This is a genomic window from Antrihabitans spumae, from assembly GCF_043944905.1.
Lineage (GTDB): Bacteria > Actinomycetota > Actinomycetes > Mycobacteriales > Mycobacteriaceae > Antrihabitans > Antrihabitans spumae.
In genome coordinates, this window is the sequence record NZ_JBIMSN010000162.1 from 1 (window position 1) to 19,808 (window position 19,808).

The following is a 19,808-nucleotide window of genomic DNA, read 5'->3' on the forward strand; positions in this document are numbered from 1 at the left end:
AACAACGCCGAAAACACTCGCCGCTTGACTCTTAAAGCCTAGGGATGTCTCACGAGCGGCGAAGCTGCCTAGGCCCCTCGAGGCTTTGCCAGCGGGAAGGCCAGCGTCTCCCTGATGCTGCCGCCCGTGATGAGCATGACCACACGGTCGACGCCCATGCCCAACCCGCCCGTCGGTGGCATCGCATGTTCGAGCGCCTGCAGGAAGTCCTCGTCGAGTTCCATCGCTTCTTCGTCACCGCCGGCAGCGAGCATCGACTGCTCGGTGAGCCGCTGCCGCTGATCGACAGGATCGGTCAACTCGCTGTAGGCGGTACCGAGTTCGATGCCCCACGCCACCAGGTCCCACTTCGCCGCGACCTTGGGAATCGTCGGATGTGGCCTGGTCAGCGGCGACATCGAGGTCGGGAAGTTGGTGTAGAACGTCGGGAACTCGGTGTGGTCCTCGACCAGATGCTCGTACATCTCCTGCGCGACCGCACCGGCGTCCCAACCCGTCTGGTACGGAATCTCGTTCTCGTCGCACAACCGTCGCAACTCGTCGAGTGACGTTTCGGGTGTGACCTCGACGCCGAGCTTCTCTGCGACAGCGCCATGCATCGTCTTGACCGGCCACTCACCCGAGATGTCGACCTCGACGACCCCGCCGTCCGGACCCGGCCGCAGAATGATCTGCCGACCGTGCGCTGCGACTGCCGCAGCCTGAATCAGTTCGCGGCACAGCACCATCATCCGTTCGTAGTCGCTGTGCGCCTCGTACGCCTCGAGGATCGTGAACTCCGGATTGTGCTTGAAGTCGACGCCTTCGTTGCGGAACACGCGCCCGATCTCGAACACCTTCTCCATACCCGCGACGCACAGACGCTTGAGGTACAGCTCCGGCGCGATCCGTAGGTACAGGTCGAGGTTGTAGGCGTTGATGTGCGTTTGGAACGGCGCCGCATTGGCACCACCGTGGACCTGCTGCAGGATCGGCGTCTCGACCTCCATGTAGCCGAGTGCGGCGAACGAATCGCGCAACGACTTCACGACGGCACTACGAGCCACGATCAGCTTGCGGGCATCACGATTGATCGCCATGTCCACATACCGCTGCCGGACCCGAGCTTCGGGGTCGGACAAGCCTTTCCACTTGTCGGGCAGCGGATGCAGGCACTTGCCGGTCATCCGCCACTCGGTCGCAAGCAGCGACAGCTCACCCTTGCGGCTCGTCCCGATCGTTCCGCTCACTTCGATCAGGTCACCGAGATCGAAGAACGACGCGAACTCCTCGAGCTTCTCGGCGCCGACGGTGTCTCGATCGATGAGGAGCTGAATATCGTCGGTCCAGTCGCGCAGCACCGCGAACGTGACGCCGCCGTAGTCGCGGATCCGCAGCAACCGCCCGGCAAGACGGACCTTCGTCCCCGGCGGTGAGGTGCGAGCTTTGGCGACCGTATGGGTCGGCGGGTAGGCGACGGGATAGGCATCGACGCCTGCATCGCTGAGCTTGGCGAGCTTGGCCATCCGGACGCGGACCTGATCGGGTCGACGGGGTCCGGTCTCGGCGGCGAGCTCTGGTATGTCGGGTGCACTGCCGTCGGAGTGCAGCAGTCCGCTGGTCGCGAGTGCCTGCGGTACCGCTTCGTGGGTTCCGGTGTGTTTCGTTGCCGAGTCCCGACCGAACCTCGGGATGAAACCTTCCGCGATGGCCGACGCGATGCCGACGCGGGGGAGTTCCCTGTTGTCTTCGAAGCAGAGATAGCGGGGTTCCCACTCGGGTTGGTACTTCACGTTCGAGCGGTACAGGGCTTCCAGCTGCCACCAGCGCGAGAAGAACAGCAGGATGCCACGCCACAGCCGCAGAATCGGCCCGGCACCGATGCGGCCACCCTCCTCGAACACCGACCTGAACACGGCGAAGTTCAACGACACCCTCGTGATGCCGATCTTGTCGGAGTTCAGTGCAAGCTCGGCGACAAGCAACTCCATGACGCCGTTGGGCCCTTGCGGGTCTCGGCGCATCAGGTCGAGCGACACCCCGGACCGACCCCACGGCACCAGCGAAAGCATCGCCCACACGCGGTCGTCGGGGTCGACGCATTCGACGAGCAGGCAGTCACCGTCGAGGCTGTCACCGAGGCGGTCGAGCGCCATCGAGAAGCCGCGCTCGGTTTCGGTGCCGCGCCACGAATCGGCACGTCGAATCACTTCGGCCATCTCGGCCTGCGGAATGTCGCGATGACGTCGGATCCGGACCGACAGGTTCTGCTTCCGCAGTCGGTTGACGGCTTGGCGGACCGGCTTCATCTCGCTGCCGTTGAGGTTGAACTGCCGGGTGTAGAGGATGGCCTCGTCGCCGAGTTGCAACACCGACAGACCGGCGCGTTTGTAGGCCGTCGCTCCCAGTTCGCTCGCGCCCATCACCGCAGGTGCCCAGCCATAGTGTTCGGCGAGTTCGAGCCAGGCGTCGATCGCGTGCGGCCAGGCTTCCTTCGGTCCTATCGGGTCACCGCTGGCGAGGCAGACACCGAGTTCGACGCGGTAGGTGACCGCGGCCTTGCCGGTCGGGGCGAAGATGACCGCCTTGTCGCGGCGGGTGGCGAAGTAGCCGAGCGAATCCTCGACGTCGGACCGGTCCAGCAGGCCGCGGATCGCGGATTCGTCGTTGCCGGTGAGCGCGTTGGTGGAGCGTTGGGAGCGGAACAGCGTGATGACCGCAGCAAGCAGCGCAAGGGCGCCGAGAAATCCGAGCAGGACGTTGACGAGGCCGTGTGTGTGTCCGTCGAACTGCTCGTTGTCGACGACGACGAGTGCGGTGACGCGATTCAGCGCCCAGAGCGGCTTCTCCGAGCCCTCGAGTGTGCCGGGGAACAGCTCGACGAGACCCCACCCGAGCAGCGTGCCGACCGTCAGCCCCGCGACGAGAACGCCGAGCGCCTTCCAGGCGGCACCGCGTCGCACCCGGGTGTAGAACTCGGATCTGCCCGCGATCAACAGACCGATCACTGCGACGTGAACGACGATCGCGACCATCGCGTTGACGTCGCGGTCCTGCACGATCTCGTACACATTGCCGATGGTGAACAACGTGAGGTACCCGATAAGTAACCACCACGCGATCCGCTTGCGACTGGCGAGCGCACCCGCGAGCAAGGCGACTACGAATGCCCACGCAAGGCTGGTATCGGGCGCATCGAAGTAGTACGCGTCCACGTATTCGCGCGGTGTCTGCGTCACATGGCGTAGGACCGGCGAGATGCTCCAGAAGAAGCACAGCACGGCGAAGATTCCGACGATCAGCCCGGCGATGTGCGGCAGTTCGGATAGCTTGCCGTGCTTGCGGATCCGATGAGGAACCGCGGGTGTCGATGCGGGCTGCTCGGCCGCGATCGCGGGATCTTCCACCTTGCTCGTCACTTGCTTCGACCCTTCACGTGTCAATGTTGATCACACGTTAGTCCCGTTGAGCGTTCAAGATAGGTGTCATGCCGAGCCGAGATTTTCAGATAGACGACGTCCCCATCCGCGACGAGGTGATCCGGCTCGGCCAGTTCCTGAAACTGGCCAATCTGATCGACAGCGGTGCCGAGGCGAAGGGCGTGATCGCCGACGGTCTCGTCAGTGTCAATGGCGAGATCGAGGTCCGCCGCGGACGGCAGCTGCACACGGGCGACGTGGTCTCGATCGGTGCTGCGTCGGCGCGAGTCATGGGCCCCCGGCCCTCGTGAGCACTTTCGGAGGGCGGAACCTCCGAAAGGACTCACGAGCGGCGTAGCCGCCTACTTCTCGAAGGGCTTGCGATCCTGTGCGCAGACGGCGTCCTTCGCCGGCAGCGTGGTGCCGTCAAGCAGGTACTTCGTGATCGCGGTGTATGCGCAGGCGCTCGGATTCAACAGGGCGGTGTGGCCGTAGCCCTCGACCTTCAACAGCTGTGCGTTGTCGAGTCGTTTCACCATGGCCTCGCCGTTCGCGTACGGCGTCGACGGATCGTGAGTGTTGTTGACTACCAAGATGGTCGGCTCGGTCTTTGCGTCCCAGGGTCCGGCGTAGGGCAGCTTTGCCCGCGTGGTCCACCCGGCGCACACCACGTCACTCCAGACCAGATTCGCACCCGAGTCCGACGCGACTTTCGCGGCGTCATCCGCGAGCCCGGGCCACGCGCTCGCCGGCGGGGACGGCGCATCGCCGCACATGACGGCCCAGGATTGTTCGGGACCTGTGTAACTCTGATCAGCCGGAGCAGGTGCAGGCGCGGGCGGGGGAGCAGGCGCTGCCGGCTGCTCCGATGCGATCCACAGCTTCTGTAGCGATGCGGCCGCCGCCGGCCAACCGGTTATCCCGCCAGCGGTGAACGCGAGGTCCATCGCGTTGTCGATCTGCGACACGAGGCTCGGATACGTGATCGATTGCTCGGCGTCACCGGTGCCGATCGTCACGGGCTGCGCGCGGAGCCGTTCGAGCAGCGTCGTCCATTTGGCGGCGGTCGCCTCGGCAGATCCCGCAGAAAATTCGCAGAGTTCGGTGCTGGTCTCGCCGCAGTACTTCAGGAACGCCTCGACGGACTCGTTTGCGGCTGCGGCGCTACCGATTCTTAGGTTGATGCTTTTGTCGGGTGCCGAGTCCCCGTTCGCCGTCCAGGCCAGCGGATCGATGTTGCCATCGAGCACCAACGCGCGTACGTGATCGGGAAACAGGTTCGCGTACGTTGCCCCGAGGAACGTTCCGTACGAGACACCCCAGTACGTCGTCTTGTCGTCCCCGACAGCCTGCCTGAGCAGGTCCAAGTCTCGCGCGGTGTCTGCGGTCGACACGTACTCGAGCAGTTCACCTGCACGATCCGCGCATTTTTTACCGACCTGGGAGTAGACGTCGATGAACGCCTTCTGATCGGCAGCATCGGCAGGAAATGCGTCGACAGATCCGAGCAGTTCGCCCTCGGCGTCTTCGGAATCGAAGCACTGGACCGCTGTACTCGCCCCGATCCCGCGGGGATCCCAGCTGACGATGTCGAACCGAGCCTTCAGCTCCTCCGGAAACGCGCCGATCCACTGCGGAAACTGCACCGTGCCTTCTCCGCCGGGGCCGCCTGGATTGAAGAACAAGGTCCCGACTCGGTTGGCCGGATCGGTCGCGGGATGCTGAATCGCCGCAAGCTGCAACGACTTTGCCGTCGGATCGGCGTAGTCGAGCGGAACAGCGGCCGACGAGCAGCGAAACGCCGACACGTCGGCCGCGCCCGCGCTGCCGTCCGCGCACGGACCCCAGGTGAGTGTCGGTGGAGTTGCCTGGGGGAGCGGATCCGTGCTCGACGACGAGTCGGACGATTCGCTCGACGCGGAGCACCCTGTGACGGCGAGACCGAGCACGGCGCCGACGATCAGCACCTTGCGGCGGTATGACAAGGACCCCGAACAGGTTCGCTGAGTTGCCATGGGACTTCCGCTCGATCGATGCAGGCCCGCGACGAAATGTCACGACGATCGAGGAATCGTAGATCCTGCGGAGGCCTCTCGGTACCTGATTCGGCTGACCGATTTGCGGTGTTTTCGCCAGTTACGAGGAGGCGCGGACGACTACCCCGTCGTCGTCGCTGTAGACGGTCTCGCCAGGAATGAACGTGACGCCGCCGAACTCGAGCGCGACGTCCTTGTGACCTGCTCCGGTCTGCGTGCTTTTACGCGGATTCGTCCCGAGCGCTTTGATTCCGATGTCGAGGGTGCGCAGGATCGCCGAGTCGCGCACCGCGCCGTTGACGATCACTCCAGCCCACCCGTTGTCGACCCCGCGACCGGCGATGATGTCGCCGACCAACGCCGTGTGGACGCTCGCGTCGCCGTCGACGACGAGCACTCCGCCGTTGCCAGGTTCGCTGAGGGTCTGCTTGACGAGCAGGTTGTCCTGGAAGCATTTGATCGTGGTGATCGGCCCGGAAAATGCTGCGCGGGCGCCGAATTGGATGAACTGCGTGTCGCAACTGCGAATGTCGGGACCGATTTCGTCGGCTAGGTCAGCTGTGGCTACTGGCTCGCTCATGAACCAACCCTAGAACAGCGCAGCGGTCATACCGTCGCGAAGGCCAATCGGGCGGCGAGGCCGAGGAAGGACAACGCGAAAAGACGCTGGACCGACAGCAGGATACGCGGACGCGAGGTGATGTGCTGCCGCACCGCTGCCGCCGTCAACCCGTACCCGACGAATATCGCGAATGTGACAGCCATAAATGCCGCGCCGAACGTGAGGGTTGCGACGAACGCCCCCGAACTACCCGGGTCGAGGAACTGCGGCAGGAGCGCAAGGAAGAACAGAGTGAGTTTGGGGTTGAGAAGGTTGATCAGGATCGCGGTGCCGATCGTCCGTAGCGCGGACGACGGCGGCGCGTCGTCGCCGGCCGACAATGCGCCGGAGTTTCGCAGCATGGACACAGCCATGTAGAGCAGATAGACGACGCCGCCCCATTTGAGCACCTCGAACGCGACTGCACTCGTCGACACCACCAGCGCTGCACCGGAAGCGGCAAGCACAAGGTGAGGGACGATGCCGAGGGTGCATCCGACAGCTGCCACGACACTGGCTCGCGCACCACGAGCAACGCCGGCAGCGACGGTGAACAGTGATCCTGTGCCTGGCGTCGCCGTCACCACGATGGCGGTAATCCAGAATTCCATGGTCATGTTTCGAGTTTCGTAGAATCATGGACCAGTGGACAGGGCCAAAGATGTGCGCAACGACAGGTCCATAAAGGGTGGGAGCAGCTTCCTGTCGCTCGACTCGGCCACCCTCGCCGCGCAAGTTGGAGACAAGGCGGGCTGGCTCGCCGAGCAGATCCGCGAAGCGGTGAATACCGGACACCTCGCCGCAGGGGAGCGACTGCCACCGAGTCGGGTACTTGCCACCGAGCTCGGGGTATCCCGCGGGATCATCACTGATGCCTACACCCGCCTCGCGGACGCGGGTCTTGTTGCCGCGCTTGGGCGTGGCGGGACAGTCGTGTGTGGCGGGCCGAGTGCGGTGCGGCCGACTCCGAAGAACGCTGCTCGGATTCCGACACCCGATCCTTTCGGATCGACAGCCGACTTCGAAACACTCAGGGCCGCACCATGTCGCATCGATCTGAGCCCCGGCGTGCCGGATGTACGCAGCTTTCCCCGCGCCGCGTGGCTGCGTGCCGAACGCACAGTGTTGTCGACGGCGCAGTTGACGGATCTCGCCTACGGGCAGGCCCAGGGAGCGCTGCCGCTCCGCACGGCGATCAGTCGCTGGGTGGCCCGAACCCGAGGAATCACGTGTCTGCCGGACGACGTGATCGTCGTTGCCGGCGTTGCGCAAGCGTTGAGCCTGCTTGCGCACCTGCTGAAGGCCAACGGTGCCGACACAGTAGCGGTGGAAGATCCAGGATCGCTCGGCGCGCGCCAACAACTCAACGCGTGGGGAATCCGTACCCCGGCGATCCCCGTCGACGAGGACGGTCTCGATGTCGATGCACTCCAGCGCCACGGTGCAGCTGCGGTAATGGTCACTCCCGCACACCAATTCCCGACCGGAGTGGTGCTGACCGGACAGCGACGCGTCGAACTGCTCGAGTGGGCCCGCAACGGCAACCTCGTGATCGAAGACGACTACGACGCCGAACATCGCTACGACCGCCGCCCGGTACCCGCCCTCGCTGCCGACGAACCGGAGTCGGTCTACTACATGGGCAGCGTGTCCAAGATCCTTGCTCCCGCATTGCGAATCGGGTGGATCATCGCGCCGAGATCGATGACAGCAGCGATTGTCGACCTGAAAAGGGACACCGATCTCGGAAATGCCACCGTGCCGCAACTGAGCCTGGCCCACCTGATGAACACGGGTGATCTCGAACGGCACCTGAGAACGATGCGGTCGCGGCACCGTCGTCGGCGCGACGTCATGATCGGCGCCGTACAGGAACGAATCCCGCACGCCGTCATAGTCGGCGCCGCGGCCGGGCTGCATCTGACGATCCTGCTACCCGACGGCCTCGACGACACCACGGTTGCCGCACAGTGCTTGCAAGCCGGTGTCAAGCTGCACCCGCTGTCCTGGCACAGGCAGTGCCCCGGTCCACCCGGGTTGGTTCTCGGATATGCAGCATCGACCGAGGCCGACATCACGAAGGGGATCGACGCTGTCGCGCGAGCGGCCGCGGAGTAGCTTTGGTGTGAATCGCATAACCACTCACTTTCGAGGTGCCTCATGCCTGCTCCGTCATCGGCGACGTTCGAGCGTCTACGCCAACTTGCCGCCATCGACGACATGGAGTCGCGGGAAGTCCTTGCGGTCGAAGAGGTGTTCACCGGTAAACCGATCGCGACGATTCCGATCGGTACCGCGGCCGACGTGACCGCCGCCTTCGCGAAAGCTCGGGCCGCACAGGTCGAATGGGCTCAGGTGCCCGTGAAGGAACGCGCCGCGATCATCGAACGCTTCCGCGACCTGGTGAAGGCCAATCGCGACGAGTTGATGGACATTGCGCAGGCCGAGACCGGCAAGGCACGGTCGGCAGCGCAAGAAGAGATCGTCGACATGATGCTCAATGCGCGCTACTACGCGCGCAATGCAGCAAAACTGCTGGCGCCCAAGCGCGTTCAGGGGCTGCTGCCCGGGCTGACCAAGACGGTCGTGCACCACCGGCCGAAAGGCGTCGTCGGGGTCATCTCGCCGTGGAACTATCCGATGGCGCTGTCGATCTCGGACTCGATTCCCGCGCTGCTCGCAGGCAATGCCGTGGTGGTCAAGCCCGACAGCCAGACGCCGTACTGCACCCTCGTCAACGCCGAACTGCTGTACGAGGCGGGCGTGCCACGTGACGTCTTCGCCGTCGTGCCGGGTCCGGGGTCGGTCGTCGGGACTGCCATCGTCGAGAACTGCGACTACCTGATGTTCACCGGTTCGACCGCGACTGGCAGATTGCTCGCAGAGCAGGCAGGCCGTCGGCTGATCGGGTTCTCCGCCGAACTTGGCGGCAAGAATCCGATGATCGTGACCAAGGACGCCAAGCTCGACGAGGTCGCCAAGGCTGCGACGCGTGCGTGCTTCTCCAACGCGGGCCAACTCTGTATCTCTGTCGAGCGGATCTACGTCGATCAGTCGGTCGCTGCCGAGTTCACCACCAAGTTCGGCGCGCAGGTGTCGGCGATGAAGCTGGCAACCGATTACGACTTCTCCGCCGACATGGGCAGTCTGATCTCGGAGGGGCAGGTCAAAGCCGTCTCCGGTCACGTCGACGATGCCCTCGTGAAGGGAGCGAAGGTCGTCGCGGGCGGCAACAAGCGTCCCGACATCGGACCGTTGTTCTACGAGCCGACGGTCCTCGCCGATGTCACGGACGAAATGCTGTGCGCCCGCACGGAGACCTTCGGTCCGTTGGTGTCGATCTACCCGGTCGCCGACGTCGAGGAAGCGATCGCTAAGGCGAACGACACCGAGTACGGATTGAACGCGAGCGTCTGGGCAGGCACCAAAGCCGAAGGCGAAGCGATCGCGGAGCGTCTGCGCAGCGGCACAGTGAACGTCGACGAGGGTTATGCGCCCGCCTTCGGAAGCACGGCGGCGCCGATGGGCGGTATGCGTGCGTCCGGCGTCGGTCGGCGCCATGGACCCGAAGGAATTCTCAAGTACTGCGAATCGCAGACGATTGCTACGACGAGGGTGCTCAACCTCGGCACACCGCGCGGCTTCTCGAACAGCTTCTGGCAGAAGGCGTTGACTCCACTCATCTCGCTCGTACAGCAATTGCCGGGACGTCGCTGACCAACCGCTTCCCCGGTAAGGCTGCGCTTACCTGAATTGGGTCGGCAACTGCCACGAGTTACCTGATTCCGGCCATGAGATCTGCGACACAGCGGACGGCTGGGTTAACACTCCATGTCCGAACATAACCGCAGGTCTGCGCCTTTGTTGCGGTTGGATATCGGACATATCTCACTGCGGTCACGCTGCCACTGTTCAGGGGATGTACACATTGCCGCTACCGAATCGTTGCTGATCCGTCGTCAATCGTCCGTTAGATGCATCTGTCGAAGGCCTCAAAACTGATCTGCAGCAATGCCTTTCGTCTTCGGGCGGTCATGCCCGGGGTGCAGGTCACAAAACGATAAGGAACCGCGAGAAGATGAAGATCAGGAAACTTGCCGCTGTGTCGGCTCTGACGATTGCCGCACTCGGCGTCGCCGGCGGTACCTCGTACGCCGCACCTGCACCGGCTGCACCCGCACAGGCCATCAACTACACCGCGCACGCCGACGGACAGTCGTCGTTCATCACCACCGATGCTGGTTCGCTGGTCACCGAAGACGGCGCGTTCAAGATCAAGGCTGCCGACGGAACCACCGTCGCCGCCATGCCGCTCTCGTTCAGCATCGACGACGTTGCGTTCCCGATCGACGCGAGCATCGAGGGCAACACCGCGAAGCTGACGCCGGCGCTCGACATCAGCCGCGCCTGGTACCACCCGGTCGCCGGTCTGAACGACGCGCCGTGGAAGACCCCGTACGAGCGTGAGCAGGCCGCGTTCAACCGGATGAAGGACCAGATCTCCATCGGTGCCACCATCGGCTCCGCGGGCGGTCTCCTCACCGGCGCAGCAATCGGTTGCGTCCTCGGTGCCGGTGTTGCCGGTGTCGCAACGGCACCGCTGCTCGCACTCCTCGGCGCAGGCCCGCTCGCCGGCTGTGTCGCAGGTGCGGCTCTGCTCGGTGTCGTCGGTGGCGTCGTCGGCGCACTCTTCATCACCCTGCCGGTCGCGATCGCCTCGGCGATCGAGTACTTCACCATCGTGAACTCCCCGTTCACGCCGCCGGCGAAGTAAAACCCTCTCTACCAGCGGAGCCAGGAGACCTCTGACAACGCTTACCGGTGTGAGGGAACCCTCGCTCCACACAAACGGCCCGTCTCCATCGCGGAGGCGGGCCGTTTTGCGCTCCCCGGTCGTGAGTCTTTTCGGAGGGTGGGCGCGCCGAAAAGACTCACAAGGCCGAAGGCCCTATGCCGTTGTTGCGAGCGCCGCAGCGAGTCCGAAGACGACCGCCATCGCGACTACTTCGATGATCGCTCGCCGCAGCGACTCGTCCGCATCCATGCGGTGCGCCGCCGCCTGACCGACCCAGGTTCGACGCCACCACCAACCGAGGCCGACGAGCAGTAAGAGCACAACTGTCTTCGCCAGCACCACACGGCCGTACGCGGTATCGAACAGCGGACCGAAGGCCCCGATCCGCACCGCCGCGTTGACCACCCCGCTCACGGTGAGCACAAGAACGAACCGCCACGCCCACTCCGAATACCGCGGTAGCAATTCCGCCCAGCCACCCCGGGTTCGGACCAGCAACGCCAGCGCTGCGAGCAGGCCGAACCACAGCCCCGCAGCCAGCGCGTGGGTCGCGCCGAGCAATGCACCGAACGGTTGCAACGACATATGGCCCGTGATCGGCCGGATCACCAGGGCGAGTGCGCTCAGCACCAGCGCCGGATCGGCCGACCAGTTCGCGTTCTGTCGAAATGCGACCGCTGCGTACGCGACCAACCCCGCGGTACACGCGACGGCAGCAATGCCGACCTGACCCGAACTGATGTGCGTCAGGAACGAAAGAAATTGGCTCGCACCGAGATCGGAAACCCTACTGGATTCGACATCGGACGCTTCGAAGGCAAGCAGCACGATCTCGGCGACGGTCCATACCCCGGCCGCGATCGCCATCGGCCGCCAAAGATCTTGCTGGGAAACAACTTTGCGCCGACCGCTCGTCTGCAAGCGGCCGATCGCGGCCAAACCAAGCACGAGTGCGCCCATGCAGTCGGCGATCACCCGAACCATGCTCGACGGTTGTGGCTGGGCAGGCGCAGCCAACTGCCACGCCAGGCTGACACCGAGCGCGGCGGTGGGTACGGCAAGCAGCAGAGCCCATCTGCTTACACTGCCGGCCGTACCCGCCGCCATCGTCAGCTCTTCGAGCGGGGATTGCGCAGCGCGAATCCCAAACCGAGAGCGAACAATACGACGGCAGCAGCGAGTAGCAGCCAGAACCAGTTGAAGGTTCCCTCGGAGTCCGGACTTTCATCCGCCTTCACACCCGGCGAACCGGTGCCCTCCTTCGTGAGGGTGAAGGTCCGCGTTCCGCTCACCGCATGGCCGTCGGCGGACGTCACGCGATAGGCGATCGTGTACTCACCGACAGGACCGAGTTCGCCGACGGGAACACTGACGGTGGGTCCTTCGACGGTCGGCGTGCCCTTCGACCAGAGGTTGCCGTCGGGGCCGACGACAGTCAAAGCGGCGAAGGTGTCCTGCAGAGCTTCGTTGAACGTCACGCTCACCCGTTCGGGTCCGGCGTCGATGGCGGATTTGTCTTCCGGATTGCTCGACGTGACGACCGAATGCGCGCTTGCGACACCGCTGCCGAGCACTGTCGCACCGAGCAACGCGACGATTGCCGTACCGATGATCGCGAGGAGACGCGTCATCACGACTGCTTGCTCCTGATGACCGCTCCGAGTCCGAGTGCGAGACCGAGAATGCCGACGAGTAGTCCTGCGCCACCGAGCCAGCGGGCGGTCGTGTCGGATGCCTTGTCCGATGTTGCCGTTGTCTCCGTCGGCGTCGACGAGCCGTGATCGTCGGAACCGTGTTCGTCGGAACCTTCGGCCGCCAGTGTGACCGACGGGGCCGGGTACTCGGGCTCGGTGCCGTCAGCGGGCGTCGGCTGGTTCCAGTTCACGACTTTGCCGTCGCTGTAGGTCTGGACCGCGTCGAAGGACACTTGCTCTTCCGCGGGCAGCGGGCCGACGGACAGGACGAACCGTTGGAACTGGCCGGGTGCGACGCCGACGCCGGGATCGGCGGTCCACGTGACCGATGTGGCTTGCAGTTCGCTGTCCTTGTCGATGGTCGACGTCCAACCGGGTAGCGGTTCGGTGCGCGCGGACTTGAAGCCGGGCAGCGTGACGCTGACCTTGGTCGTGCTTGCGGTATCGGATTCGGTCGGCACCTTGAAGGTGAGGACGGTGTAGCCGCCCGCCGCGGCGCCGGGGGCGTCGACGGTGACGTGTGCGGACGCGATGCCCGCCGTGAGCAGGACTGCGCTGCCGGTCGCGGCAAGGGTGACGCAGGCGCGCGTGATCAAGCTTTTCATGGATAATACTTTCGCGAGAGATAGGAAAACGGGTCGTCGGGTGGCTAGAAACCGCACACCGCTGGCGGACCGCGCCGCGAAATCGAGTCTCGTAAAAGGTCGTTGAACTGGGGATATACCCGCTCGGACTGAATTGGCAGCGGGCGTGGCGCGGTGTTCGGTCTGCTCGGTTCGCGCCGCAGCGCGACGCGCAACACGTTGGTGACAACGGCAAGCAGACGTTCGGCGACGACGATCAGAAACGCGGACGTGACCGTCGCGACGCAGTGCGCGAGCGCCATCGCGCCGAGCCCGAAGCCGCCGGCATGCGAGTGATCCGCGGTGACGGAAAGCGCGTAGTGGCCGAGGAGTTGACCGCCCGCGAGCAACGCGGCGATCCCGAGGGGTCCCGGTCGGGCGATGGTTGCAGCCGTTGCGCCGAGCGCTCCGCTGACGATGACAAGCAAAGTGAGCGCAGTGCCGGACGGATATCCGCCGCCGGCGCTACCGTGCGCAGCTACCGCGAGGGCGCCGACGAAAGCCCCGACCACGCAACCGCGGATGCGGGCAGTGTTTGGACTGGTGGGGCTGGCGGGCACGAACGATCAGCGTACTCCGAGGCGTGCAAGCAGGTCGGCCTCGATGCCGGACAGCTCGTTCGAGATCGCGAGGTGAGCGGCGCGCCGGCGCGGCGCCGGCATCTGCTCCGCGGCGTGGATCGCCGGTGCGAGGTCGGTCAGGCGCTCGCGAGTTGCCTCGATGAACTTGCCGGTCTCAGCATCTTTTGCGTGCAGCGCGGAAATTTCGGTGAGCGAGGTCTCGGCACTTGCGATGCGGGCGCTCAACTTGGCGCCGTGACCGGTGAACTGGCCGAGTTGCTCGACGCCGACACCGAGTTGCTGTGCACGGCGCGCTTCGAGTTGGCCGCGAGCAAACGTCGCCCCGCGGTAGGCAAGCGGTGCGAGGACGGGGGCGAGCACCCGCGCGACACCGAGATACTTCTTGACCGACGCGACGCTGAACGGATCCTTTTCCAGCTTCGCTGCCTGCTTCTCGGCGACCTTCTCCTGCGCCTTGAACGCCGAGACCTGCGCCTTCTCTATCTTCTTCTGCGAACGTTTGTCGGCGCGCAGCCGCTTACGGTCGGTCCTGGCGCCGAGCTTCGCCTCGATCTTGGCTTTGTGCTTGAGCGCTTTGGCTTCTGCCTTTCGGGTGGAACGTCGCTTTCGCTTGGTGAACAACCCCATCGAAAAGGCCTCTCCCTAAGTGGTCGAGCGGTGTGCGACTCACCCTATCGGGTGGGTGTCGAGGCCCGCGAGCACATGGTTGGTTCCGGCCTGTCGTGCGCCGCGTCGACGAAACGAGTCGGTGGGCGCAATTAGGCTGCACATGTGAACAACGGCCGAGACGATCGCACGCGTCCCGTGCTGATCGATGCCCGGACGCTGACCGCATGTCGCCACCACCTGCATTTGGACACCTCACTGCCATTACTGGTCGAGGGAATACCCGAAGATTCGGGTATCAAGCAGCGACGTGAGGCCGCCGCGCAGCATCGCGAAAACGTCCGCGACACGCTGACCGCGCTCGGCTCGCAATGGTCGGTTATCGGTCCCGACGCGCCGACCGCCGAACGCGCGAAAGCGACGATGGCAGCGTGCGAGGCAGGTGTCGAGCGGATCTGGGGTGCGGTATTGCCGTCGGAGTTCGACACCGGTCGCCGCGGTAAGTCCGAAATCCTGATTCGTGACAGCGATCGTGGTGGCTACATCCCGGTGATCGTCGTGAACCACAAAGTCACCGACCCCCGCAACGGTGACAGCGAGGGCGGTGCGACGACGACGCCGTTCGACGTATGGGCACCTCGCGAGGACCCGACCCGCAAAGTCCGTCCGCAACCTCGCGACCTGATGCGATTGGCGCATCTGTATCGGATGCTGCAGCGGCAGGGGCAGGCGAGTCCGGCGGTCATCGGCGGTGCAATCGGGTTCGGGTTCGACACGATCGTCGTGCACGACCTTGCGCCCGTCCTCGGTGAATACGACCTTCGTTTCGCCGACCGGATCGCTGTTGCTCGCGGCGAATTGCCAACTGTCCCATCGCAAGTACCCGAATGTCGCTCCTGCCCGTGGTGGCAGTCCTGCCACAAATGGCTGACCGAGGCGCGCGATGTCAGCCTGGTGGCGTCGGGCTCGCGAGCCGAGGTGTTGCGCGCAGAGGGTGTCCACACGATCGACCAACTCGCGCAGTGGGACGGTCCGCAACCCCAGGATTGGCAACACGGCACCTTCTCCGACGCAGTCGTCACCGCGCAGGCCTGGCTGGCCGATGTGCCGCTGGTGCGACGCTACGACGAGGTCGAGGTGCAGCGCGCCGATGTCGAAGTCGACGTCGACATGGAGAGCTACCAGGAGCACGGCGCCTATTTGTGGGGAACGTTGCTCGACGGCACGTACCGATCGTTCGTGACGTGGGACCCGCTGCCGACGTCGGACGAGGGACGCTCGTTCGGCGAATTCTGGACGTGGTTGATGGCAGTGCGCGCGCAAGCGGCGGCCGACGGCAAAACCTTTGCGGCGTACTGCTATTCACGTCAAGCGGAGGACAAGTGGCTGCTGGAGTCCGCCCGCAGATTCCTCGGTCAGCCCGGGGTTCCGAGTGTCGAAGAGGTCCGCGCGTTTATCGACGGTCCGCAGTGGGTCGACATCTACCAGGTCGTGAGCGAGCAGTTCATCTGCCCGAACGGCAAGGGGCTCAAGAAGATTGCTCCGGTCGCCGGCTTCAATTGGCGTGACGCCGAAGCGGGTGGTGAGGCCTCGATGGCGTGGTACCGCGAAGCCGTCGGTTACGACGCCGAACCCGACCTGACCCAGCGGCAGCGGCTGCTCGAATACAACGAGGACGACGTCATCGCGACCAAAGTGCTGCGGGAATGGATGTCGGACCGCGCGGTGACCGAGGTCCCGCAGGTTGCACAGTTGCGGACCGACGTCCAGCCGGCCCGCGAAGCGATGCCTACTCCCTAGACGGTCGTCGAACCCCTGCCCAGGCAGTGGTTGTCGGCTTATCGTTGTGCCGTGCGAATCGCGATTGTCCTTTTCCTCGTCGTCGACCTTGTGGTGCTCGTCGTCGTCGCGATGCAGATCAAACGGCTGCGACAACGCAGCTCCGAGCTTGCCGCAGCGGTGGCCGCGAGGACTGCGAAGGCTGCGCGACCGCTTGCGACCGAGCCTGTGTTCGCGGAGATGAAGGAGCGGCGGATCACCATCGAGATCCTCAATCCGATCGAACTTGCAGCGACACAAAGTCGCTTCTCCGGCATTGCCGGTGCCGTCGCGCCCGACCTCCTTCGCAGGGTGGTCTACGACCGCGCGGCCGCGATCGTGCGAGAGCAATTGGTCGAGCAGGGAGTGAAAGCGGACGTGAAGGTCCAGGTCGGTGCTTGACGTCGCGTTCTTGTTGGCCACCTGCGCTGTGATCGCAGGGACGGCGGCTGTGGTCGTGCAGTGGCAGCGCGCGGAACGCGATGTCGTGACTGTGGCCGCCGCAAATCTCCGTCTCGACGGCTTCATCGACGAGAACAAGCGGATGGCTGAGGCAGCTGCAGACGTTGCCGATGCAGTGGAAACGACAACCGCCGCAGTACAACTCGGCACGGGGATCGTGCAGGCGAGTCATCAGGCGATTGCGTCGATACCGTTCGAGATTTTGAATGCCATTCCAGCGACGCGTGACACGAGCAGAATAGTCAGAAGCATTCACGACGAAACCGCAGGCGGGATCTACAGGGCGATCTTCGGAGCCAATCGGGCACTCAGCAATGCGTTCCGCGATTCGGTAACTCCGAAACAGACTCCCGAAAACCCACCGAAACAGCTTTCCGGACCGGACGAAGACACCACACGATGAGCGAACCGACGGATCGTCCACCGAAGACCTCGACCTCACTGCGCTTCGCATTGCTTCTGACCGCAGCGAGCGGGTTCCTCGATGCCTACACCTACATCTCCCGTGGCGGCGTGTTCGCGAATGCTCAAACCGGCAACGTCATCCTGCTCGGCGTCGATCTGTCCGAACAGCGGTGGCACAGCGCGCTTGCGCACCTGTGGCCGATCCTCGCGTTCATCGTCGGCGTCGCGATCGCGAACTGGCTCAAGAGTGAACGCGCCCATGACCGCATCGATCATCCGATTCGCTGGGCGATGCTCGGTCAGGTGATCGTGCTGGCAGCGGTCGGTTTCGTGCCGAGCCACGTGCCGAACGCGGTCGTGACCATTCCGATCGCCTTCGTCGCCGCCATCCAGATCGGGCTGTTCCGCACCGTCGGCGATTTGGCGTTCATCGCGATCGCAACGACGGGCAATCTGATGCGTTTCACGGAGTCGGGGTATGCCGTCTTCGTCGAGAAGAAGCGTGAATCACGACGAGCGATGGGTATCTACGCGGCGATCATCACGGCCTTCGCGGGCGGCGCAGCGATCGGAGCAGTCGCGACGGAGCAGCTCGGCGTCACCGCTGCGTGGATACCGGCCGCGCTGCTCGCAGCGACACTGGCATTGTTCTATGTGGACGACCGGCAGGCCCGCTGAGCGCTGACCTATCATGTCGTCGGGAAATTTGGACCCGGTCCGCTACGGCCCGGATCTCCTATGAGCTTCGAAGGGGAATTTTCAGTGACATCGCAAGTCGAGCAATTGGAGTTCCAGGCGGAAACGCGTCAGCTGTTGGATCTGATGATCCATTCCGTCTACTCGGAGAAGGACATCTTCCTGCGCGAACTTGTCTCCAACGCCTCCGATGCGTTGGACAAGTTGCGGCTGGAAGCGTTCCAGAACAAAGAACTCGCGGTCGATACGTCCGACCTGCACATCGATATCGACATCGACAAAGAGGCCCGCACGCTGACCGTGCGCGACAACGGCATCGGGATGTCGCGCGACGAGGTCGTCGATCTGATCGGCACGCTCGCGAAGTCCGGTACCGCGGACCTGCGACGCAAGCTCGCCGAGGCGAAGGACTCGGCTGCGCCCGAAGAACTGATCGGGCAGTTCGGCATCGGCTTCTACTCGAGCTTCATCGCCGCGGACAAGGTCACTCTGGTGACCCGACGCGCGGGCGAGACCGAGGCGACCCGGTGGGAGTCGGAAGGTGAAGGCACCTACACGATCGAAACTCTGGACGAGGCCCCGCAGGGAACGTCGGTCACGCTGCATCTGAAGCCGGCCGACACCGAAGATCACCTGTACGACTACACGGCGCCGACCAAGATCAAGCAGATCATCAAGCGCTACTCCGACTTCATCGCTTTCCCGATTCGGATGGAAGTCGAGATCACGAAGCCGGCGGACGACGAGTCCGAAGAGGTCACTCGGCAGATCGAGACCGAGACGATCAACTCGATGAAGGCGCTGTGGACCCGATCCAAGAGCGACGTCAGCGACGAGGAATACAAGGAGTTCTACAAGCACGTCAGCCATGCCTGGGACGAGCCGCTCGAGATCATCCCGCTCAAAGCCGAGGGCACGTTCGAGTACCAGGCGCTGCTGTTCATCCCGTCGCAGGCCCCGTACGACATGTTCATGCGCGAGGCGAAACGTGGCGTGCAGCTCTACGTCAAACGCGTCTTCATCATGGACGACTGCGAAGAACTGATGCCCGAGTACCTGCGCTTCGTGAAGGGTGTCGTCGACGCACAAGACCTGTCGCTCAACGTTTCTCGCGAAATTCTGCAGCAGGACCGCCAGCTGAAGCTGATCCAGCGGCGCCTCGTGAAGAAGATCCTGTCGACGGTCAAGGACATGCAGGCCAACAACGCCGAGAAGTACACGACGTTCTGGTCGCAGTTCGGTCGTGTGCTCAAGGAAGGTCTGCTGTCGGACTTCGACAACCGCGACGCCATCCTCGGCGTCTCGTCGTTCGCGTCGACGAACTCGACCGAGGACCAGACCTCACTCGCCGAATACGTCGCCCGCATGCCCGAAACGCAGGAGCAGATCTACTACGTCACCGGTGAGTCCCGGCAGCTGATCGAAAGCTCGCCGCACATGGAGGCCTTCCGCGCCCGCGGACTCGAGGTGCTGCTGCTGACCGATCCGGTCGACGAAATGTGGGTCGGGTCGGTGCCGGAATTCGACGGCAAGCCGTTCCAGTCGATCGCGAAGGGTGAGGTCGACCTCGACAGCGAGGAAGAGAAGAAAGCCGCCGAGGCCGAGCGCGAGGAGCAGAGCAAGGAGTTCGCCGAGCTGCTGACCTGGATGACCTCGACGCTGTCGGAGACGGTGAAGGAGGTCAGGCTGTCGTCGCGACTCGTCGATTCGCCTGCCTGCATCGTGAGCGATGAGTTCGGGTTCTCGCCGACGCTGGAGAAGATGTATCGCGCGTCGGGTCAGTTCGTGCCGCCGACCAAGCGGATTCTGGAACTCAACCCGACGCACGGCCTGGTCGAGGGTCTGCGGAAGGCGCACGCAGAGCGTCCCGACGACGAGGCACTCGCCGACACCGCCGAGATCGTCTACGGCATGGCGTTGCTCGCCGAGGGTGGCGAACTGACCGATCCCGCGCACTTCACCAAGCTGCTGGCGAAGCGCCTGACACCGTAGGCGGCTCCGCCGCTCGTGAGTCCTTTTGGTGCGCCCGCCCGCCGAAAAGACTGGCTCGAAAATGGGTAGGTGAGTGGGCAGGCGACAGCACCCGGCGCAGC

The 19,808-nt window shown here is 64.3% G+C and carries 18 protein-coding genes; 9 read left to right on the top strand and 9 right to left on the bottom strand.

What is annotated here, in order from left to right; genetic code table 11:
- Nucleotides 1–68 precede the first annotated feature (68 nt).
- Nucleotides 69–3,371: a bifunctional lysylphosphatidylglycerol synthetase/lysine--tRNA ligase LysX gene (lysX, locus tag ACHIRB_RS30200; RefSeq protein ID WP_395126321.1), complete on the bottom strand. Its 3,303-nt coding sequence runs from the start codon at nt 3,369–3,371 to the stop codon at nt 69–71.
- 95 nt (nt 3,372–3,466) lie between these two features.
- Here lysX and ACHIRB_RS30205 point away from each other — a divergent pair, with 95 nt between their 5' ends.
- Nucleotides 3,467–3,709 (top strand): RNA-binding S4 domain-containing protein, encoded by a 243-nt coding sequence (locus ACHIRB_RS30205; RefSeq protein ID WP_199704608.1) that lies wholly within the window; start codon nt 3,467–3,469, stop codon nt 3,707–3,709.
- Nucleotides 3,710–3,760: 51 nt separating this feature from the next.
- Here the strand turns inward: ACHIRB_RS30205 and ACHIRB_RS30210 are convergent, their stop codons facing one another.
- The 3 genes from ACHIRB_RS30210 to ACHIRB_RS30220 form a co-directional block, all read right to left on the bottom strand.
- Nucleotides 3,761–5,413 carry an alpha/beta hydrolase gene (locus ACHIRB_RS30210; protein ID WP_395126309.1) on the bottom strand — a complete coding sequence of 551 codons (1,653 nt, stop codon included), beginning with the start codon at nt 5,411–5,413 and terminating at the stop codon, nt 3,761–3,763.
- Nucleotides 5,414–5,534: 121 nt separating this feature from the next.
- A complete protein-coding gene (gene rraA, locus ACHIRB_RS30215) occupies nt 5,535–6,014 on the bottom strand; it encodes a ribonuclease E activity regulator RraA (protein ID WP_395126310.1) in 480 nt (159 codons plus the stop codon).
- Between the two features lie 26 nt (nt 6,015–6,040).
- Nucleotides 6,041–6,652: a LysE family translocator gene (locus ACHIRB_RS30220; protein ID WP_395126311.1), complete on the bottom strand. Its 612-nt coding sequence runs from the start codon at nt 6,650–6,652 to the stop codon at nt 6,041–6,043.
- 28 nt (nt 6,653–6,680) lie between these two features.
- On the opposite strand from ACHIRB_RS30220, the gene pdxR reads away from it, so the two are divergent.
- The 3 genes from pdxR to ACHIRB_RS30235 all read left to right on the top strand — a co-directional run bounded on the left by pdxR (nt 6,681) and on the right by ACHIRB_RS30235 (nt 10,809).
- Entirely contained in the window at nt 6,681–8,153 is a 1,473-nt protein-coding gene (pdxR, locus tag ACHIRB_RS30225) for a MocR-like pyridoxine biosynthesis transcription factor PdxR (protein WP_395126312.1), read from the top strand.
- A 42-nt stretch (nt 8,154–8,195) separates the two neighbouring features.
- The gene (locus ACHIRB_RS30230) at nt 8,196–9,752 is read left to right on the top strand and encodes a succinic semialdehyde dehydrogenase (RefSeq protein WP_395126313.1); all 1,557 of its coding nucleotides are present in this window, start codon (nt 8,196–8,198) and stop codon (nt 9,750–9,752) included.
- A gap of 361 nt (nt 9,753–10,113) precedes the next feature.
- A complete protein-coding gene (locus ACHIRB_RS30235; protein WP_395126314.1) occupies nt 10,114–10,809 on the top strand; it encodes a DUF8020 domain-containing protein in 696 nt (231 codons plus the stop codon).
- Between the two features lie 174 nt (nt 10,810–10,983).
- On the opposite strand, the gene ACHIRB_RS30240 is transcribed toward ACHIRB_RS30235, so the two are convergent.
- The 5 genes from ACHIRB_RS30240 to ACHIRB_RS30260 are packed head-to-tail and all read right to left on the bottom strand — an operon-like array spanning nt 10,984 to nt 14,355.
- Nucleotides 10,984–11,937 (bottom strand): CopD family protein, encoded by a 954-nt coding sequence (locus ACHIRB_RS30240; protein ID WP_395117344.1) that lies wholly within the window; start codon nt 11,935–11,937, stop codon nt 10,984–10,986.
- Between the two features lie 2 nt (nt 11,938–11,939).
- A complete protein-coding gene (locus tag ACHIRB_RS30245) occupies nt 11,940–12,461 on the bottom strand; it encodes a copper resistance CopC family protein (protein WP_395117342.1) in 522 nt (173 codons plus the stop codon).
- A complete protein-coding gene (locus ACHIRB_RS30250; protein ID WP_395126315.1) occupies nt 12,461–13,129 on the bottom strand; it encodes a YcnI family copper-binding membrane protein in 669 nt (222 codons plus the stop codon). The genes ACHIRB_RS30245 and ACHIRB_RS30250 overlap by 1 nt, the downstream gene beginning before the upstream one ends.
- A 44-nt stretch (nt 13,130–13,173) precedes the next feature.
- Nucleotides 13,174–13,707: a hypothetical protein gene (locus ACHIRB_RS30255; RefSeq protein ID WP_395117338.1), complete on the bottom strand. Its 534-nt coding sequence runs from the start codon at nt 13,705–13,707 to the stop codon at nt 13,174–13,176.
- A 6-nt stretch (nt 13,708–13,713) separates the two neighbouring features.
- Nucleotides 13,714–14,355, bottom strand: a complete 642-nt coding sequence (locus ACHIRB_RS30260; RefSeq protein WP_395117337.1) for a DUF6474 family protein — start codon at nt 14,353–14,355, stop codon at nt 13,714–13,716.
- A gap of 144 nt (nt 14,356–14,499) precedes the next feature.
- Here ACHIRB_RS30260 and ACHIRB_RS30265 point away from each other — a divergent pair, with 144 nt between their 5' ends.
- From ACHIRB_RS30265 to htpG, 5 genes are all read left to right on the top strand, one after another.
- A complete protein-coding gene (locus ACHIRB_RS30265) occupies nt 14,500–16,134 on the top strand; it encodes a TM0106 family RecB-like putative nuclease (RefSeq protein ID WP_395126316.1) in 1,635 nt (544 codons plus the stop codon).
- A 51-nt stretch (nt 16,135–16,185) separates the two neighbouring features.
- The gene (locus tag ACHIRB_RS30270; protein WP_395126317.1) at nt 16,186–16,554 is read left to right on the top strand and encodes a hypothetical protein; all 369 of its coding nucleotides are present in this window, start codon (nt 16,186–16,188) and stop codon (nt 16,552–16,554) included.
- On the top strand, nt 16,547–17,017 hold the full coding sequence (locus ACHIRB_RS30275; protein ID WP_395126318.1) for a hypothetical protein: 471 nt from the start codon (nt 16,547–16,549) through the stop codon (nt 17,015–17,017). The genes ACHIRB_RS30270 and ACHIRB_RS30275 overlap by 8 nt, the downstream gene beginning before the upstream one ends.
- Entirely contained in the window at nt 17,014–17,697 is a 684-nt protein-coding gene (locus ACHIRB_RS30280; RefSeq protein WP_395126319.1) for a YoaK family protein, read from the top strand. Before ACHIRB_RS30275 ends, ACHIRB_RS30280 begins: the two co-directional genes overlap by 4 nt.
- Before the next feature lie 84 nt (nt 17,698–17,781).
- Nucleotides 17,782–19,707 (top strand): molecular chaperone HtpG, encoded by a 1,926-nt coding sequence (htpG, locus tag ACHIRB_RS30285; protein WP_395126320.1) that lies wholly within the window; start codon nt 17,782–17,784, stop codon nt 19,705–19,707.
- Nucleotides 19,708–19,808: the final 101 nt, after the last annotated feature.